15 protein-coding genes are annotated in these 17750 nt (G+C 66.5%); 6 read left to right on the top strand and 9 right to left on the bottom strand.

What is annotated here, in order from left to right; translation table 11 throughout:
* Positions 1-6: 6 nt before the first annotated feature.
* Positions 7-909, bottom strand: coding sequence for a hypothetical protein (locus DWB23_RS06880; RefSeq protein ID WP_238717367.1), 903 nt, complete (start codon positions 907-909; stop codon positions 7-9).
* 268 nt (positions 910-1177) lie between these two features.
* Between DWB23_RS06880 and DWB23_RS06875 the strand changes: the two genes are divergently transcribed.
* From DWB23_RS06875 to DWB23_RS06865, 3 genes are read left to right on the top strand one after another with little or no spacing between them, the layout of a single operon-like run.
* Complete coding sequence (locus tag DWB23_RS06875) at positions 1178-2464, top strand: ABC transporter substrate-binding protein (protein WP_121742094.1); 1287 nt, start codon at positions 1178-1180, stop codon at positions 2462-2464.
* Positions 2461-3207: an ABC transporter ATP-binding protein gene (locus DWB23_RS06870; RefSeq protein ID WP_121742093.1), complete on the top strand. Its 747-nt coding sequence runs from the start codon at positions 2461-2463 to the stop codon at positions 3205-3207. The genes DWB23_RS06875 and DWB23_RS06870 overlap by 4 nt, the downstream gene beginning before the upstream one ends.
* A complete protein-coding gene (locus tag DWB23_RS06865; RefSeq protein ID WP_121742092.1) occupies positions 3204-3983 on the top strand; it encodes an ABC transporter permease in 780 nt (259 codons plus the stop codon). Before DWB23_RS06870 ends, DWB23_RS06865 begins: the two co-directional genes overlap by 4 nt.
* 24 nt (positions 3984-4007) lie before the next feature.
* Here the strand turns inward: DWB23_RS06865 and DWB23_RS06860 are convergent, their stop codons facing one another.
* The 6 genes from DWB23_RS06860 to DWB23_RS06830 all read right to left on the bottom strand — a co-directional run bounded on the left by DWB23_RS06860 (position 4008) and on the right by DWB23_RS06830 (position 11517).
* Positions 4008-4841, bottom strand: a complete 834-nt coding sequence (locus tag DWB23_RS06860; RefSeq protein ID WP_121742091.1) for an ABC transporter permease — start codon at positions 4839-4841, stop codon at positions 4008-4010.
* 191 nt (positions 4842-5032) lie between these two features.
* Entirely contained in the window at positions 5033-6106 is a 1074-nt protein-coding gene (locus tag DWB23_RS06850) for an ABC transporter substrate-binding protein (RefSeq protein WP_121742089.1), read from the bottom strand.
* A gap of 128 nt (positions 6107-6234) precedes the next feature.
* Positions 6235-7008 (bottom strand): class I SAM-dependent methyltransferase, encoded by a 774-nt coding sequence (locus DWB23_RS06845; RefSeq protein ID WP_121742088.1) that lies wholly within the window; start codon positions 7006-7008, stop codon positions 6235-6237.
* An 87-nt stretch (positions 7009-7095) separates the two neighbouring features.
* Positions 7096-9021, bottom strand: coding sequence for an aldehyde ferredoxin oxidoreductase family protein (locus DWB23_RS06840; protein WP_121742087.1), 1926 nt, complete (start codon positions 9019-9021; stop codon positions 7096-7098).
* A gap of 275 nt (positions 9022-9296) precedes the next feature.
* Complete coding sequence (locus tag DWB23_RS06835; RefSeq protein ID WP_121743033.1) at positions 9297-9488, bottom strand: DUF1328 family protein; 192 nt, start codon at positions 9486-9488, stop codon at positions 9297-9299.
* Between the two features lie 97 nt (positions 9489-9585).
* A complete protein-coding gene (locus DWB23_RS06830; RefSeq protein WP_121742086.1) occupies positions 9586-11517 on the bottom strand; it encodes a bacterio-opsin activator domain-containing protein in 1932 nt (643 codons plus the stop codon).
* A gap of 109 nt (positions 11518-11626) precedes the next feature.
* Here DWB23_RS06830 and DWB23_RS06825 point away from each other — a divergent pair, with 109 nt between their 5' ends.
* From DWB23_RS06825 to DWB23_RS06815, 3 genes are all read left to right on the top strand, one after another.
* Positions 11627-11827, top strand: a complete 201-nt coding sequence (locus tag DWB23_RS06825) for an HVO_0649 family zinc finger protein (RefSeq protein WP_121742085.1) — start codon at positions 11627-11629, stop codon at positions 11825-11827.
* Positions 11828-11916: 89 nt separating this feature from the next.
* On the top strand, positions 11917-12354 hold the full coding sequence (locus DWB23_RS06820) for an SPW repeat protein (RefSeq protein ID WP_121742084.1): 438 nt from the start codon (positions 11917-11919) through the stop codon (positions 12352-12354).
* Between the two features lie 88 nt (positions 12355-12442).
* Positions 12443-13543, top strand: coding sequence for an archaeosine biosynthesis radical SAM protein RaSEA (locus DWB23_RS06815; RefSeq protein ID WP_121742083.1), 1101 nt, complete (start codon positions 12443-12445; stop codon positions 13541-13543).
* An 87-nt stretch (positions 13544-13630) separates the two neighbouring features.
* On the opposite strand, the gene DWB23_RS06810 is transcribed toward DWB23_RS06815, so the two are convergent.
* Both DWB23_RS06810 and purQ read right to left on the bottom strand, forming a co-directional pair.
* Positions 13631-16894: a PAS domain S-box protein gene (locus tag DWB23_RS06810; RefSeq protein ID WP_121742082.1), complete on the bottom strand. Its 3264-nt coding sequence runs from the start codon at positions 16892-16894 to the stop codon at positions 13631-13633.
* 137 nt (positions 16895-17031) lie between these two features.
* The gene (purQ, locus tag DWB23_RS06805; protein WP_121743032.1) at positions 17032-17724 is read right to left on the bottom strand and encodes a phosphoribosylformylglycinamidine synthase I; all 693 of its coding nucleotides are present in this window, start codon (positions 17722-17724) and stop codon (positions 17032-17034) included.
* Between the last annotated feature and the right edge of the window lie 26 nt (positions 17725-17750).

Here is a 17750-nt window from a genome sequence, read left to right as displayed (position 1 = left end):
GCGTGATCACCTCAGCTCGCTCGGAGCGCGCATCTCGTCTCTGATGTAGAAGACGTCGTGCAGCAACTCCTCCTGTTCGACGATCTGGACGGCCGCGCCCGCGGTGAGCGCGGCGGTCAGCTGTTGATCCGTGAACTGTCCCTCCGTGGCGAGATCGCAGGCGGCGGTCGCCGACACGTACAACCCGCCCAGCATGCCCTTGACGTGTCTGACGGCGTCGTCGAGAATCTCGTCGGTGACGAGCACCTCGTTCTGCCAGAGGTGTCTGTCGAGGCCGCGAATCCACAGCAACGCCCCGCCTATCGCGCGCTGGTGCAGCGGCGGCACGTTCGACGTGTCGAACTCGACGCCCGCCGGAATCTGGTTCGAGGGCACCCACCGGGCGAGTCGCTCCGTGTTGTTCGTGACGGCGCTCAACAGCGCCGTCTTTTCCGCCTCGTCGAACCCGACGTCGTCGAGCGCCGACGAGAGCGGCTCCGCGAGCACCAGTTCGCGCGCCGTCGTCTCGATGTGCTCGGCGGTAAACCGCGGCAGGTTCTCGTCGAGACTCTCGAAGAAGCCGACCTCGAGCAGGTGCTCGTAGAGTCGCCAGCCGGGCGTGGCGACCTCCGTATACGGTCCCGCCGGCTCGTCCGGAACGCCCGCGTCGCGGACGGCCGCCAGACGCCCGATCTCGGCCGCCATGTTCGTTCGCTCTCGCTCGAGGACGTCGGGATCGAGCCGCCCCTCGAGGTCGGCCCGGATCGCCTCCCCTCTCGAGGCGAACGCCGACCCGGAGTGCGGCTCGACCCGTCCCGCGAGCAACTCCCACGTTACCTCTCCGTCTCCCGGCGTCTCGACGCCGAGGGTCGTCGCCAGATCGCGGTGGTCCGCGACCGTCATGTGTGACAGGGTTGGTGTTTGACTCATGTTACCACTGCGCACATAACGACACTGCCAGTTTGGATAATACTTACCAATGGTATCCAACCCCTGCAGCATAGTATAAATAAACGGAATATAGGTAGAAACGAACCTGTGCTTGAGCGGAATCTGTCGCGCCGTAACAGGACGTGTCTCCTGACCGTCAGTTCGTTCGAAACGCTCGAAGCGGTTCATCGGCCGTCCGTTTCGGATCCGCGATCCCCGCCGTAGTGATACCATTATACCGAACGGCGTTGATCGTTACCATGACACAATGCGATCGCGTTCCTTCTGGGAGCTCGACGGCGAGGACGATCCGCTCGTCGACAGGATCGCGGCCGGCATCGGTCGAACGCCGGCGCGGCTCCTCGCCTACCTGCTCTTGCGGGCCGAACGCGAGGCCGAGCCGGCGACGACCGTCCACCTCCAGGCCGGGACGCGAGTGAACCGGACGACGATCAGCGAGACGGTGGCCCGACTCGAGTCCCGCGAACTGGTCGAGCGGACGGCCGTCCGAGAGAGGGATTCGGACGGCGGGCGGCCCCGGACGGCCTGGCGACCGACCGACGGCGTCGAGGAAACGATCGAGAACACCTACCGGAGTCACGCCGAGGCGCTGCTCGAACGCGCCGATACCCGCCGAGAGCCCGACCCGAGCGGGCCGCGAGGCAGGGTCCGCGACGTCGAAGCGGAATCGTCGTCCTCGGTCGGCCTCGTTCTGAACTGGCGTCCGAACGCCCTTCACGTGCCGATATACGCCGCAATCGCTGCGGGGTGGTACGGCGCGTTCGACGTCGACGTTCGGATCGATCACCGCGAGGGGTCGCGTCGCGCGCTCGAGCGCGTGATCTCGGGACCCGCCGACCTCGCCGTCGTCGGTGCCGGGACGGTCGTTCGGGCGCGGGCCGCGGGCGAACCGATCGTTCCCGTTGCGGTGTGCTACCAGCGGGCGATGACCGTCCTCTACACCGTCCGGGACGCGTTCGGCGAGCCGCTGGAACGCATCGACCAATTCGAGGGGAAACGGATCGGCATGCCCCCCGACTCGGAGACGCGACTGCTCGGACGGCTCTTCCTCTCGCAGACGGGATTCGACGACGACAGCCGTATCGTCGACACGAACGGCGAGGAACGGAACGCGCTCTTGGACGGCGACGCCGACGTCGTGACCGGCTCGTTCGCCGATCCGACGCGACTGGAACGGCAAGGGCGGACCGTCGACGCGTTGGCCCTCACCGATCACTTCCCGATCTACGGGCCGACGATCGTCGCCCGCGAGCGGACGCTCGAGGATCGGCCGACGGCGCTCGCGGGCGCGCTGGCGGGAACGACCGGCGGCTGGGCCGAGGCGCGACGCGATCCCGGACCGGCGGCCGAACGGATCGCGGCGGCGAGCGACGATCCACCGGATCGGATCGGTCGGACCTTCGAGCGAGCCGCCTCGACGTTCGGCGAGAGCGACGCCGTCCGCGAACGCGGCTGGGGGTGGCACCGACCGGACATGTGGGAGCGCCTCCGAACGGCGCTCGAGCAGGGAGCGTTGCTCCGTGGTGAGGCGTGATCGAACTCGAGGACGTCGCGGTCGCGTTCGACGACGTTACCGCGATCGCGGACGTCGACCTCCGGATCGATGACGGCGAGTTCATCACGGTCGTCGGCCCGTCGGGCTGTGGCAAGACGACGCTGCTGCGGACGATCGGCGGCCTGCAGGAGCCGACGACCGGGCGCGTTCGAATCGACGGCCAGCCACCGACGGTCGCGCAGGCGAACGCCGACGTCGGGGTCGTCTTCCAGCAACACACGCTCTTTCCGTGGAAGAGCGCCCTCGAGAACGTCACGTTCCTCCGGACGTTGGCCGGCGACGCGCCGAACGAGGCGGACGCGCGCGGGTTGTTGCGTTCGATGGGACTCGAGGGGTTCGAGGGCGCGCGACCGGCGGCGCTCTCCGGCGGGATGAAACAGCGAGTCGCCATCGCCCGGGCGCTCCACCTCGGTGCCGACGTCCTCCTGATGGACGAACCGTTCGGGGAACTGGACGAGATCACGCGCGACGAACTCGGCGTCGAGATCCGGAATCTCTGGCGTCGCGAGCGGAAAACGGTCGTCTTCGTCACCCACAGCGTCCCCGAAGCGGTGTTTCTCGCCGATCGGTGTCTCGTCGTCTGCGGTCGACCGGGCCGGATCGAGGCGACCTTCGACGTCGAGTTACCCGGCCCGCGTGACACGGACGTCTTCGGCTCGCGACGGTTTCAGGAGCAGGTCGCGGCCGTCCGCCGAACCCTCCACGAGGCCCACGACCGATGACGCGGGCCCGGACCCTCGCGGGCGACGCGACCTACCCGTTGCTGGCGCTGGCCGTCGGGACGCTGTGCTGGTGGGCGGTGACGGCCCTCGGCGACGTGCCCTCGTTCGTGTTGCCCGCGCCGACCGCCGTCGCCGCTCGACTGGTGGGGAACCCGACGCTGTATGCACGGAACGCCTGGTACACGCTCGAGACGGTCGTCTACGGCGGGAGCGTCGGCATCGCCGGCGGCTTTCTCCTGGCGGTGCTCGTCGCGTACCTGCCGCGGGTTCGCACCGCGGTGTATCCGTATCTCGTCGCGATCAGGGTGTTGCCCAAGATCGCCGTCGCGCCCTTGCTGTTGATCTACCTCGGGACGGGACCCTCGACGGCGGTCGTCTTCGTCGCGCTCATCGCGTTCTTCCCCCTGGTCCTGAACGCGGCCGCGGGGCTCGACGGCGCGCCGACGGCCCACCGCGAACTGCTGCGATCCGTCGACGCGGGCGTCCTCGAGCGAATCGTCTTCGTCGACCTGCCGTACGCGCTGCCGGACGTGTTCGCGGGGCTCAAGCAGTCGGTGACGCTCGCCGTTGTCGGCGCGGTCGTCGCGGAGTGGGTGATCGCCGACGAGGGTCTCGGTTACCTCGTGTTGATGGGCTCGGAGAACGTCCGCCCGGACGTGATGCTCGCCGCGCTCGCCGTCCTGTTGCTCGAGGGCCTGATTCTCTACGGGGCGGTCGTCCTCCTCCAGCGGGGGGCGTACCGGCGGCTGGGGCTCGAGTCGTCGGCCGACCGATAGCGCTCGGAGTGACCGGCTCCGGCGTCACGGAGTCGGGTCGTCCCAGAGCAGGCGCTCTACGCCCACCGGGACGAGATAGAAGCCGATCCCGAGCCCCGAGAGGACGACGAGCGCGGCGTACGTTTCGGCCGTCCGCAGGTACGTCGCGGTTTCGAACACCCGGTAGCCGAGGCCGGCGTCGTACGTGACGAACTCGGCGACGACGCTCCCGACGACGGCCAGCGTCGCGGCGATCTTTCCCCCCGCGACGACGCTCGGTGCCGCCGCCGGCACGCGCACAAGGAGGAACGTTTCGGCGCGGGACGCGCCGACCGAGTCAGCGAGGTCGAGGTACCTCGTCGGCGTCCGCCGAAGTCCGTCGAGCGTGGCGATCGTCAGCGGAAACACCGTCAGGGTCGCCACGAGCAGCGCTCGAGCGGGAATTCCGCGGCCGAACCAGAGGAACAACAGCGGCGCGACGGCGATCAGCGGGGCGATCCGCAACGCGACGACGTAGGGCAGCATAGTCCGCGTCGCCGTCCGCGAGTACGTCATCGCGAACGCGAGTACGAAACCGACCGCGCCGCCGCCGAACAGCCCCGCCGCGGCGGTGAGTCCGGTGACGGTCGCGTCGCCGAGCAACGTGGGATACGTCTCGGCCAGCGCCGTCGCGACGTCGACCGGCGACGGGAGGATCAGCGTCGGTACGTCGGCGACGACGACGGCCGCGTGCCACGCGACGAGCAGCGCCGCGAAGACGATGGCCGGCGGGACGACTCGCCGCCCGGCCGCAACGAGTCGGCCGCGAACGGTCGAGGGCGAAACGATCGACGGCGTCCGATACCACCGGCGGTGTGAGTCTCGCTGACCGTCAGCCATCGATCCACCTCGCCGCGGATCCGACGGCTTCCGTCTCGGTTTCTCTCGATTCGATTCCGCTCGCTCCGAGCCTCGTCGATCCGACCCCGCTCACTCCGAGTCTCGCCGATTCGATCCGTCTCTCGAGCGTGTAACCGACGCGGCGGACGCCGTCCGCTCGCGTGTCGGCGGATCGACGCTCGCGCCGGGGGTCATGCCCCGACCAGTTCGGCGTACTCGGCGGTATGCTCGTCTTCATCGTCGAGATAGTCGTTCGTCCACACCGTCTCCGGATCGACGTCGTCCTCGAAGACGCCGGCCGAATCGAGCGTCTCGTACGTCTGTTCCCACGGCTCAGGTTCGCTGACGCCCCAGCCGCGTTCGGCGACGGCGTCCGACAGCATGTACTCGGCGGCCATTCGATCCCACTTGTCGAGTTGATTCTCCCGGACCTCCCCGAGTTCCGGCTGGACGTCGACGAGGGCGTCGATCGCGTCCTCGGGGTTTTCGCTCGCCCAGACGGCACCTCTGGCGGTCGCGCGGAGGAACGAACGAACGGTGGTCTCGTGTTCGGCCGCGAACGCCTCGTCGGTGGCTACGAGATGGCCGTACGACCGGATCGTGTCGTCGACCGAGAGGGCGTCGATCTCGACGCCCTGGTGTTCGGCGTCGACGACGTCACCGAACACGCCGCCGGCGGCGTCGAGATCGCCGGCGAGCAACTGCTGGACGGTATCGAACCCCGCATCGACGTACTCGACGGACTCGAGGACGCCGTGACGATCGAGGTACGCCCGAGTCATCTCGCGAACCATCCCGGGTCCGCTCCCGACGGTCGCTCCCTCGAGTTGCTCGGGGTCGGTTAGCTCGCCGAACCCGTCTCGAGTGGCGAAGACGACGTTCGGATTGCGTTGCATGACGACGGCGACGCAGCGGGGCGACAGCCCGCGGCTGTTGACGTTGAGCAGCTGGTCGCTACTCGAGATCGCGAACTCGACGTTGCCGAGACCGGCCTGATTCGCCGCGAAGTCGGAGCCGTCCCCGCCCTCGAGCGCGACGTCCGCGAACCCCTCGTCGGCGTAAAAGCCGTTCTCGCGGGCCGCGACGTACGGCGCGTGAAGCGCGCCGATCCGCCAGTTGAGCAACAGCGTAACGGTATCGATCGCCGGTTCGCCGTCGGCGGCTTCCTCGCTCGAGTCGCCGCCGGGACCGCCGAAACACCCGGCGAGGGTTCCGGCCCCCGCGACGGCGAGGAAGCGACGTCGCGCACAATAAGTGCTTGTCATTATCACTCACGGGGAAGGCTATCCACGGATGCCGGGATAAAGGGTTTGTCCGTTCCGTTACGTAGTCGGTCTCGGATGACCGTCATCGAGCGGCGTGTCTCAGGGCGACCGACGCGACGGCCCGTCGCTCAGCCGTCATCGGGTTCGGCTATCGGGGTCGCGACGAGCACGAGGTACGGATCGGCGTTCCCATCCCGCTCGAGTCGCTCGAGGACGTCGATCCGGAATCCCGCCGCGGAGACGCGGTCGGGCCAGTACCGGTCGGGATCGCTCGAGACGCCCGCGGGAACGAGCGGCAGTTCGAGGAGACCGAACGCACCGTCCGGTTCGCAGACGCGGTGAATTTCGCGGAGCGCCCGATCGACAGCCGACGCCTCGAGGTCGTGCAGGACCCTGCAGGCGGTGACGACGGCGACCGAACCGTCCGCGAGCGGGAGCGCCGCCCCGTCGCCGACGATCGGCGTCACCTCGAGACCGGCGCGAGCGCCGTTGCGTCGCGCGAGTTCCGGGCCGTTTCCGAGAACGATTCGGCTATCGAAGACGTCGAGGCCGACCACGTCCCGCCCGGGCGGCACGTGCGGTGCCATCCCCACGAGCGATCGACCGGTCCCGCAGCCGACGTCGAGGATTCGCTCCGCGTCGGCGAGCGGTAGCCGCTCGGCGAGCGCATCGTACTTGGCCCGTTCTACCGCCCACGGCGGCGGCGACAACATTCGACGAAGCACTCGAACGACGTGGACGGACGCCCCGACCGCGACCGACTCCGCGGCGGCCCGTCGGAGCGGGTCGGCCGTCCGCCGCCGGAAGACGGCGGCGAGAGCGATCGCGGCGAGCGCGAGACCGATCGATCTGAACCGCCGTCGCCAGTGGTACACGCCGAAGACGTATCGAGTCGGGCTCATCGGTGATCGTGGATCGCGAAACGGAAGCAGTCGCAAAACTGAACGGGTCGCAACTCGGAACCCGAACGGACGATCGGTTCGGCCCGATCAGTCGTCGCTCGGGGCGGCCGCTCCGCTCCCGCTGGTGACGCCGGTTCCCGGTCCGATATCGATCTCGAGGTCCTCGAGTTTCTCGTCGGGGACGACGCCGTCGACCCAGCCGCGGTGGTCGTAGTACTCCGTTTTCATCTCCTCGAGTTCGCAGTACTCGCCCTCGCTCGCACCCTGACCGCGGATGCCGTCCTCGAGGAACCGCGCGGGAAGCGAGTCGTCGTCGCCGTCGAAGCCGACGAGGTTGTTGTAGTACCGTTCTAAGTTGTAGATCCGCTCGCCGGCCTCGAGCAGGTCCTCCTCGCCGACATCCAGTCCGGTCATCCCGTTGTACTGGAGGACGTACTCCTCGATGCCCTCCGCGAAGGCGTTGAACTTGCAGATGTCGAACGAGTCGCTGATGGCGTGGAGATCCTGGAATGCGGCGGTGAGTTCACCTTTACCCTCGTATTCGTAGGGATCGACCTTCTCCGGGATACCGAGGATTTCGGCGGCGGGGGTGTAGCCGCGCAGGTGGCAGGCCCCGCGGTTCGAGGTCGCGTAGCCGATGCCCATGCCCTTCAGACAGCGGGGATCGTAGGCGGCGATGGTCTGGCCTTTCACGGCGAGGGAGTTGTCGTGGGCCTCCCGCCGGTCGGCGACCCGTCGCGGTCCCTCCGCGAGGAGGTCCGCGAGATCGTTCTCGCGGCGGGCGATCTGTTCGATCATGTCGATCATCGTCTCGTAGTCGCCCCACTCTAACTCGCCGATGTCCTCGAGTTTGCCCTCCTCGGACATCTCCATGGCCATCGCCATCATGTTCCCCGCGTCGATGGTGTCGAGACCCATGTCGTTACAGCGGTCGATCATGAGCGCGATGGCGTCGCGATCGGTGTGGCCGGAGTTCGGCCCGAGCGCGTAGGCCGACTCGTACTCGTAGGACTCCATCCGGACGTTCATCTCCTCGCCCTTGTGCATCGCCTGCACTTCGACTTCCTTCTTGCAGGCGACGGGACAGGAGTGACAGGTCGGTTCGTCGACGAGGATGTTCTCGCGGACGTTTTCGCCGGAGACGCGCTCGGCGTCGATGTCGACGCCCTCCGCGTCGCGCATGGCCTTGGTCGAGGTGTACTGCCCGTTTTTCGTCGGGAGGCCGTCCATCTCCTCGCCGATGTTCATCAGGACGTTGGTCCCGTACATCGAGAGTCCGCCCTCGTTCGGTGCGGTGACTTCGGACTCGGTAATGGCCTTCATCGCCTGCTGATGGCCCTCCTTGAAGGTCTCCGGATCCGCGGGCTGGGGCATCTTCGTCGTGGATTTGACGACGACCGCCTTGAGGTTCTTCGACCCCATGACACAGCCCGTGCCGCCTCGTCCCGAGGCCCGGTCGTCCTCGTTCATGATGCTGGCGTACTTGACCTCGTTCTCGCCGCCGGGACCGATACCCATGATGCTGAGGTTCTTGCCGTACGAGCCGTCGACTTCCTCCTCGATCGCGTCGCGCGTCTCGTGGAAGCCAGTTCCCCAGAGATGCGAGGCGTCTCGCAGTTCGACCTCGCCGTCCTCGACGACGGCGTAGACCGGTTCGTCGGCTTCGCCCTCGAACAACAGACCGTCGAAGCCGGACCACTTGAGCCGTGCGCCGGACCAGCCGCCGTGGTGGCTGTCGGTGACGGTACCGGTCAGCGGCGACTTCGTACAGACGGCGATCCGACCGCTCATCGTCACCTGCGTGCCCGACAACGGCCCGTTCATGAACGCGAGCAAGTTGTCCGGCCCGAGCGGATCGACGTCCGGTCCCTGTTCGAAAACGTACTTTACGCCGAGCCCGCGAGCACCGATATACTTCTTCGCGTCCTCCTCGTCGATCGACTCATATGCGACCGACCCGTCCGAAAGGTCAATGCGGGCAACCCTATCTTGAAATCCGCCAAGTTCGGTCATGGTAACTCCTCGCTCTTTATTTCGTTCTCTACCCTGTTAGTCGTTCCCACCCGATCGTAACCAGATGTCGTTACGCGCTCAGAACCAATCGGTTTCGACGGCGGTGCGGGAATCGGAGCGAGCGTATCGAGTTATCGACGCGTCTCGGACTAACAAATACTGCCAGATCGTAACTATCAGTGGTCTCGAGCGAACGTCGCCGGTCCCCTCGGGCCGGTCGCAACGGGAGCCAGCGAACGTCACCGTACGCCCCCGATCGACGGCCGAGAATCGCCCTACAACAGGAGGGCGACAACCGCGAGGATGATGAAGATCAACACGAAGATCCGCGCGACCTCCATCGAGATGCCGGCGACGCCTCGAGCGCCGACGGCCGCGGCGACGATCGCGAGCACGAAGAAGATGATCGCCCAGTACAGGAAGCCGCCACCCATCTGGAGTGGTACCGCGGTCGTGAGTTCGAGCATACTACAGTCTATCACGAAGGTGTAGATAAACATCGGCGACCGTCCTACTCCATACGTTCGCGCTACGATCGATTAAGACCGGCATTCGCCTGCGATATCAGCCCGAGGATTGATCCTCCTCGAAGAAGGCTCGAGACAGTTTCGCCTCGGCCGTTCGCAGGTGTTCGTGGAACGTCGGCCGCGAGATTCCCATCGACTGGGCGAGTTCTTCGCCGGTCATCGGTCGGGGCCACTCGAAGTAGCCGCTCAGGTACGCTCGCTGTAACGCGCCGAACTGACGCTCGGTGAGGTCGTTCTCGAGTCGTGCCGCGAACTCCTGGCGCGTCTCGCTGTCGCGGTCGCGTTGCTCGAAGGAAATGACGTCGGTCCCGCTGTAGCGGTCCTCGATAGCCTCGACGACCGAGCGAACGTTCGCCGAGCGAGGGATCTCGAGCGTGAGGCGCGCTCGCCCGTCGTCGCTTTCGATCGCCTGCGTGCGGACGCCGCGCTCGGAGAGCCAGCCGACGAGGTCGTCGCCGCCGGACAGTTCGATCAGACACTCGCCGTCGCGTTCGACGATGACGCGACACTCGAGGTCCGGAACGTCGGCGACGGCGGCCTCGAGCGCGTCGGCAGTCGCGTCCGCGCCGGTAACGGTAAACAGCGACGCCGTCTCGTCATCCGTCCGGTGGACCGATCGGCGATACTCGAGTCGGCAGTCCGCCGCGGCGGACAGGGCGACGGGGGCGACGCTCGAATCGGTGAGCGCGACCTCGACGGCGACGACGGCGTCGGTCTCGAGCACGCGGCTGGTTTCGCGAGCGTTGACGCCACTCGCAACTGCGCGGGCGAGCGCCGAGAGGATCACCGTTTCGCGCTCGTCGATCGCCCTGTCGCGGTCGGTGCAGACGGTAAGGACGCCGTATTCGATGCCGTTGTACGACAGCGGGAACGACGCGTGGGTCGTCCCCTCGAGCGTGTCGGTCGTGGCCGCGTTCTCGGCGAGCGCGGTGGCGGCCGGATGGTCAGCGGTCGCCGAAACCCCCGTTTCGGGGTACCGTCCAGCACCCGTCCGAACGTCGACCGTTTCCGTCGCGGGGTTGCGTTCACCGATCCAGGCCCCCTCGTAGGTCGACTCTACGGCGATCCGATCGCAGACTTCGGCCTCGAGTTCGGAGCGAGCGGTCGATCCCGCGATCACGTCCGTGACGTCCTGAATCAAGCCCTCCACTCGCTCCAGGATGTACTCGAGTTCCGCGGTTCGGCGCTCGAGTGCGAGTTCGGCCTCCTTGCGCGTCGTGACGTCGTTCTGGAAGCCGACGTAGTGCGTGACCACGCCCGCCTCGTCGCGGACGGGGGCGATCGTGACCTCGTTCCAGAACTCGGTGCCGTCGCTGCGGTAATTCTTGAGTTCGACGGTAATCGGGCGCTTCGCGTCGATCGCCGCTGCCATCTCGGCGATTACGTCCTCGCTCGAGTCCGGCCCCTGTAGAAATCGGCAGTTCTGGCCGACGACCTCGTCGTAACTGTACCCGGTGATTTCCTGAAACGCGTCGTTGACGTACACGAGCGAGGTGTCCTCGCGGTCCGGGTCCGCGATGGTGATCCCGACCGGAGCCTCGTTGATCGCGCGATCCTTGATCGCGCGGTCGCTCTCGCCGATCGATTCCGTTTCGCCGACCGCTCCGGTTTCGGCGGTCGTCCGCGTGAAGGTGACCGTCGCGCCGTCGGCGGACCGATGCACGCGCGCGTCGTACCCATCGGCGTCGCCCTCGAGGGTGACGTGGCGGACGGTTCCGACCGTCGTCTCGTCGATCGCCGCCTCGAGTCGCGACCACGACTCGAAACCGGTCGCTGCGTCCCAGTTTCCCGCGCCGGTCTCGTCGGCTCGCTCGTCCTCCGAGAGGTCGAACGCCTCCCGCGCGGCACCGTTTGCGTACGTAATCGTCCCGTCGGTGACGGCGACGACGGGTTCGACGACGGCCTCGAGCGCGGCGGCCGCCGGCGCGGCACGACCCCCACCACCGTACTCCGCATCGGCGTTTTCCATAGCGGTTCTTCGGAAGCGAGCTTCGTAATAACCCCGGTAGGCACCCAGACCAGTTACTCGCCGAACGGGTTCCCCGAATGTTATAGTTCCACGCGAGATATGATGACATATGTCTAGCTATCAGTCGCCGTTCGAACGGCTTCGGGCGAAGTTCGACGAATCGAACCCGAACTGTCCGTCGTGTGGATACGTCGATACCGAGTGCGGATGGCGCGTGGCGACCACCGGGAGCCGCGTCACCTACCAGTTCGTCTGTCCGACCTGTGACGCGGTCGAAACCCGCGAACTGCGCCTCGGAAGGGAACCGTAGCCGGACGGACGCGGGACGTCCAGTTCTTCCCGACAGGTGCAAGCACTGCCGTCTTAGCTTGCTGTCAGCTATCGTGATCCGAGGATAGCATGAGCACCACACCAACCGACAATCAAACCGACCGCGATGACGAGAGGAATCGAGACACCCTCAACACCGATACGATGCAGTGGGTGAGCGCCCTCGTCGCGCTCGTCGGACTGTACCTCGTCGCTTCGCCGTTCATCTTCGAAGCCACGGACGCGGCGACCTGGAACGACACCCTCGTCGGGACGGGAATCTTTCTGCTCGGCGGGTACAATTTCTACCGCATGTCGAGGGATCGGTTGGCGAGCGTCGGCGTCGCGTCCCTGGCCATTCTGCTCGGTCTGTGGGCGGTCGTCTCGCCGTACGTCATCGACATGGGGAGCAGCGAACTCGCGACCGGTACCACGATCTCCGGTGTCGTCGTCGCGCTCCTCGCCGCCTACAACGCCTACGCTAACAGCAGCGCCGACGCGCCCGACCGTGCCCGCACTCGAGCGTAAGATCCATCGATCGAATCTTTTCAGCGCGCGGTTCGTTCCCGACCCCTAGACGAAGGCGCTTTAGGCGCTGGACCGCTTCACTCCCACAATGAGTAAACCCACGCCCGACGTCTACGAGCAGGGCAAGGGCATGGACGCCCACAATCAAGCGATGCGGGAGATCCGCTCTCGCAAGGAAGCGAGCTACGATCCCCACGAGCCCACCCGCGTCTGGCTCGACGAGGACAACACCCCCGACGGCGTCAAGCAGAGCCTGACGATCATCCTGAACACCGGCGGCTGCCGCTGGGCCCGCGCGGGCGGCTGTACGATGTGTGGCTACGTCGCCGAGAGCGTCGACGGCGGCTCCGTCTCTCACGAAGCCCTGATGAACCAGATCGACGTCTGTCTGGAACACGAAGCGGAGAACGGGGACGAGCGAGCCGACCTCATCAAGATCTACACCTCCGGATCCTTCCTCGACGAACGCGAGGTCGGCGCGGAGAGCCGCCGAGCGATCGGTGAGACCTTCGCCGACCGCGAACGGATCGTCCTCGAGTCCCTCCCTGACTTCGTCGACCGCGAAAAGATCGGCGACTTCACCCGCCACGGCATCGACACGGACATCGCGATCGGCCTCGAGACGGCGACCGACCGCGTCCGACACGACTGCGTGAACAAGTACTTCGACTTCGCGGACTTCCAGGACGCCTGCGCGGAAGCCGCCCGAGCAGACGAGGACGCGGGCGGCGACGTCGAGGCGGGCATCAAGGCCTACCTCCTGATGAAACCGCCCTTCCTCACCGAGTCCGAGGCCGTCGCGGATATGATCGCATCGGTCGAGCGCTGCGCCGACGTGCCCGGCTGCCACACCGTCTCGATGAACCCCTGTAACGTCCAGCGCTACACCATGGTCGACGAACTCTACTTCAACGACGGCTACCGACCGCCGTGGCTCTGGTCGGTCGCACACGTCCTTCGCGAAACGGCGGACGTCGACGCCATCGTCGTCTCGGATCCGGTCGGTCACGGCTCCGACCGCGGCCCGCACAACTGCAAGGAGTGCGACGACCTCGTCCAGAAGGCGATCAAGGACTTCGACCTCCGACAGGATCCGTCGGTGTTCGAACAGGTGTCCTGCGAGTGCGAACTGACCTGGGAGACCGTCATCGAGCGCGAACGGAGTTTCAATCAGCCGCTGACCCGGTGACGGACCGACTCGAGCGCCACCTGCGGCGAAATCGATGATCGGTCTCGACCGGACGGATCACCGCTACCGCGTTTCTCCGCCGGCCCGTCAGTCTCCAGCCACGGTACTGTCGCCCGTCGCGTTGGCGAGTTCGGCGTCGGCCCGTGGCATCTCGAGGGAGACGACCGTCCCTCGCGGTTCGTTCGTCTCGAACGCCAACTGGCCGCCGAACTGCGTGACCACGAGGGTGACCAGCCAAAGTCCGAGTCCGCTCGCGTGCCGAAGCTGCGTGATCTCTCGATCGCCCTGCAGCAACTCGCGCTCTTCGTCGGGGATGCCGGGCCCGTTGTCGGCGATCGACACGGACAACAGTCCGTCGTCGGTGCGACTACACGCCGTGATCACGACGGTCGGTGTCGACGCGTCGTTGTGTTCGACTGCGTTCTCGAGGATCTGATAGATCGCCGTCTCGAGCGACGCGTCGGCGCGGACGAACAGCCGCTCCGGTATCGAACAGCTGACCTCGACGCCGGGATAGTCGTCCTCGAGTCGGGACGCAGCCCCGGAGACGACGGTTGCGATATCGATCGGCCCCGTCGTCGCTGACTCGCGCTCGAGGACGCGTTCGACGGCGCGAGTCTTCTCGGCGAGTTCTACGAGTTCGGTGGCTCGCGTTTGGATCGCCGCTGCGTACTCGGCCGCGTCGTCCTCGACGGCCTCGGCGAGCATCTCGGCGCAGCCGTCGATGATGTTCATGCTGTTTCGCATGTCGTGGCGCAACACGCGGTTCAGGATTTCGACGCGTTTCTGGCGCTGCTTCTGGTCGGTAATATCGGTGTAGAGACCGAAGGCGCGGCTCGAGGATTCGTTTCGTTCGACCGGCACGACCCGCATCATGAAATCGCGTAAGCTGTCGCTGGTTCGGCGTTTGACCTCGGCCTCGATGGTCTCGCCCATGCTGCCGCGGCGCGTGATCGCTTCGGCCTCGGACGCCCTGTCCGCCGGGACGATAAATCGGTCGAGGGGTTCGTCGACGAGCGTCGCCTCGTCGTAGCCGAAGATGTGCTCGAAGGCGGGGTTGACCGATTCGATGATCGCCTCACCGTCGGACTCGCGTGCGCTGACCACGCCGTCGGGAACGTTCTCGAATAGCGCCGCGAACCGATCGCGTTCCGTTCGGAGCTGTTTCTCGAACGCGATCCGATCGAGAGCGTCGGTGACGTGTGAAAGCAACAGTTCCGCCAGTTCCTCGTCCTCGCGCGTGAACGACGCGATTTCCGTCGAGACGGTCTGGAAGACGCCCCAGTCACCGATCGGCACGGAAAGGGCGGAACGGAACTCCTCGTTCTGCGGGGCGGCCGCGGAGTCCGTTCTGATATCGTCGATGCGGTACGTCTCCTGCGTCCGATAGGTCTTCCCGGCGATCCCCTCCTCGATTCGCATCCGTCGAGTGACGTTCCCATCGAGCGTCGAAGAACGGGCCGCCTCGACGAGGTACCCGTCCTCGACCCTGTCGACGACGCAGACGTCGAAGTTCAGCACGTCCTCGGCGGCCTCGACGGTGAGTTCGTAGATATCCTCACGACTCTCGCAGTCGTCGAGTTGCGATGCAACCTCGTGGAGCCCCTCGATTTTCGCCTTGCGGTCGACGAGCTCTCGCTCCATGCGCTTGCGATCGCCGATGTCGCGGACGATTCCGACCGTCCCCTCGAGCGTACCGTTGGTCTGTAACAGCGTCGTGTTGACCTCACACGGAACGTGGTCGCCCTCGCGCGTCACGAGCGTGATCTCGTACGTCGCGACGAAATCCGCGTCGGCCGAGACGAGCGCCCGAATCCGTTTGCGACCGCGCTCGAGGCTTTCGTCGGTGAGTACCGTCGAAACGTGCTCGCCGACGAGTTCGTCCCGGCTGTATCCGGTCACCGCCGTCAACCTGTCGTTTACCGTGACGAGCGTCCCGTCCCGGTCCAACGCGTAGACGCTGTCGCCGACGGTTTCGACGATCGTTTCCGTTCGCTCGAGTTCGCGTTCGCGTTCCGCCCGGTCGAGTGCGGCCTCAGCCGTCGCGGCGAGGACGTGGACGAGGTGTTGCTCCGCGGTACCGAGTTCGTCGTCGCCCGACGACGCCACCGTCAACAGTCCGTGGTCGCCGAGCGGATGAACGACCGCCGTGCCGACCGTCGTCTCGAGGTCGGAGGGAATCTGCGCCGTCGAGACGTCGTCGATGGTGCGCGGCTCGCCGTTCGTGTACGCTTTCCAGAGGACGGTATCGGTCGGCCCGATCGCTCCGAGATCACTCGTGTTCTCGTCGAGGTTCGGCGTGGCTGCGGCCAGTTCGAGCAGCCCCGTCTCGTCGTCGTACAGTCGGAGCGCGGCCAGCGATCGGTCGGTAACGTGTTCGGTCGCGGCGATCACGATCGAGGTGATCTCGTCGACCGACTCCGCGCGCATCAACCGCTGGGTCGTCTCCTGTAGCGACTCGAGCGCGTTCGCCCGTTTGCGCTCCGCGGTGACGTCCTGTGCGAACGACAGGATGCCGGCGAGTTCCCCGTCGTCGAAAAGCGGCGCGTCGAACCACTCGCAAGTGATCGTCGAGCCGTCCTTGCGAACGTTCCTATTGGCCCGCCACGCGGGGCTGTCGGGAACGCCGTCGACCAGTTGCTCCCAGTGCTCGAGTACCTCCGCCCGGTTCGCGTCGGGGACGAGCAGGTCGAGGGCGTGTTCGCCGCGGGCCTCGACGTCGGTGTACCCGAACAGGTCCGTCGCCGCCGGGTTCCAGCTCGCGACCTCGAACTCGGGGGTCCATTCGATGATCGCAAACGGTGACCGGTTGACGAGTAACTCGAGGCGCTCGGCGGGATCTGCCGCCGAAGCGCCCGGCAAAGGGCTCCCGACGGCCGCCTCGCCGGTGTCGAGATCCGGGTCGGAGACCGATCCGGAACGGCTCTCGAGGGCGGCGCGGCCGTTCCGACTGGAACACGACGGACGGAGCGCACCGTCAGCATCCGGCGTGGCCGTCCCCTCGAGCAGTTCGCGCACTCGAGTCGTGAGCGTATCGACGCCCGCCGCGTGCGGAACGTAGCCGTCGGCACCGGCGGCGAGTAGCTCGCCTGCGAGCGTCTCGCTGCCGTCCGCTGGAACGAAGACGATCGGAACGTCGGGACGACGCTCCCGGAGCCGCGTACAGAGATCGACGAGATCGGTTTCGGGAGTGGGTCTCGTTGCAACGACGCAGGACGCATTCGAAAGGCGGGCGAGACATTCGGCTCCGGTCTCGACTACTGCGACCCGCCCGCCGACGGCGCGGAGCCCCTGTACGACCTCGGCGGGCGCGGTAGCGCCGAGGTACACGATCTGGGTTGTTGGTTCCATACACCTATCCCCTCCAGTGGTTTACAGCGTCATCAACGAACTACCGGACTATTACTGTTTAACTCGACTCAGAAACTGAGTCGTCCCGCGGAACGGCAAGAACGGATACGGCGTGGATGGCGGCGACCGGATCGGCCCTACACGCGGTTGTCGGCGGATTCGAACCCGCGAAGAACGCCCTGTCCGTCAGTGGCCCCGACATCGGGCAACGTCGCGCGCTCGGGATGGGGCATCAACACCGCGACGCTCTCGCGTTCGCCGAGGACCCCGGCGATGTTGTGTTTCGAGCCGTTCGGGTTCGCGTCCGGGCTCGTCTCGCCGTTCTCGTCGCAGTAGCGAAAGAGCACTCGATCCTCGTCCTCGAGTTCGACCAGTCGGTCGTCGTCGATCTCGTAGCGGCCCTCTCCGTGGGCGATCGGGATCTCGATGACGTCGCCTTCGTCGTAGCGGGCCGTCCACGGCGTATCGTCGCGTTCGACGCGGAGGAACACGTGCTCGCACTGGAACCGGGCGCTCTCGTTCGTCGTGAACGCGCCGTCGGTGAGTCCCGATTCGCAGCCGACCTGGGCACCGTTGCAGACGCCGAGGACGGGCGTGCCGTCGGCAGCGGCCTCGCGAACTTCGCGCATGATCGGCGAACGCGCCGCCATCGCGCCCGCACGCAGGTAGTCGCCGTAGGAGAACCCGCCCGGCAGGACGATCCCCGTCGTTTCCTCGGGGAGGCCGTCCTCGTGCCAGACAATCTCGGCGTCGATTTCGAGGTGCTCGAGGGCCTGCGCGGCGTCCCGATCGCAGTTCGAGCCGCCGAATCGGATGATCGAGACCGTCACGCGGACCACCTCGTGCGGTTCGTGTG

This window comes from Natronorubrum halophilum (assembly GCF_003670115.1).
Lineage (GTDB): Archaea > Halobacteriota > Halobacteria > Halobacteriales > Natrialbaceae > Natronorubrum > Natronorubrum halophilum.
Note: the sequence above shows the minus strand (reverse complement) of the source record. Positions and strands in the feature narration are given on the sequence as shown.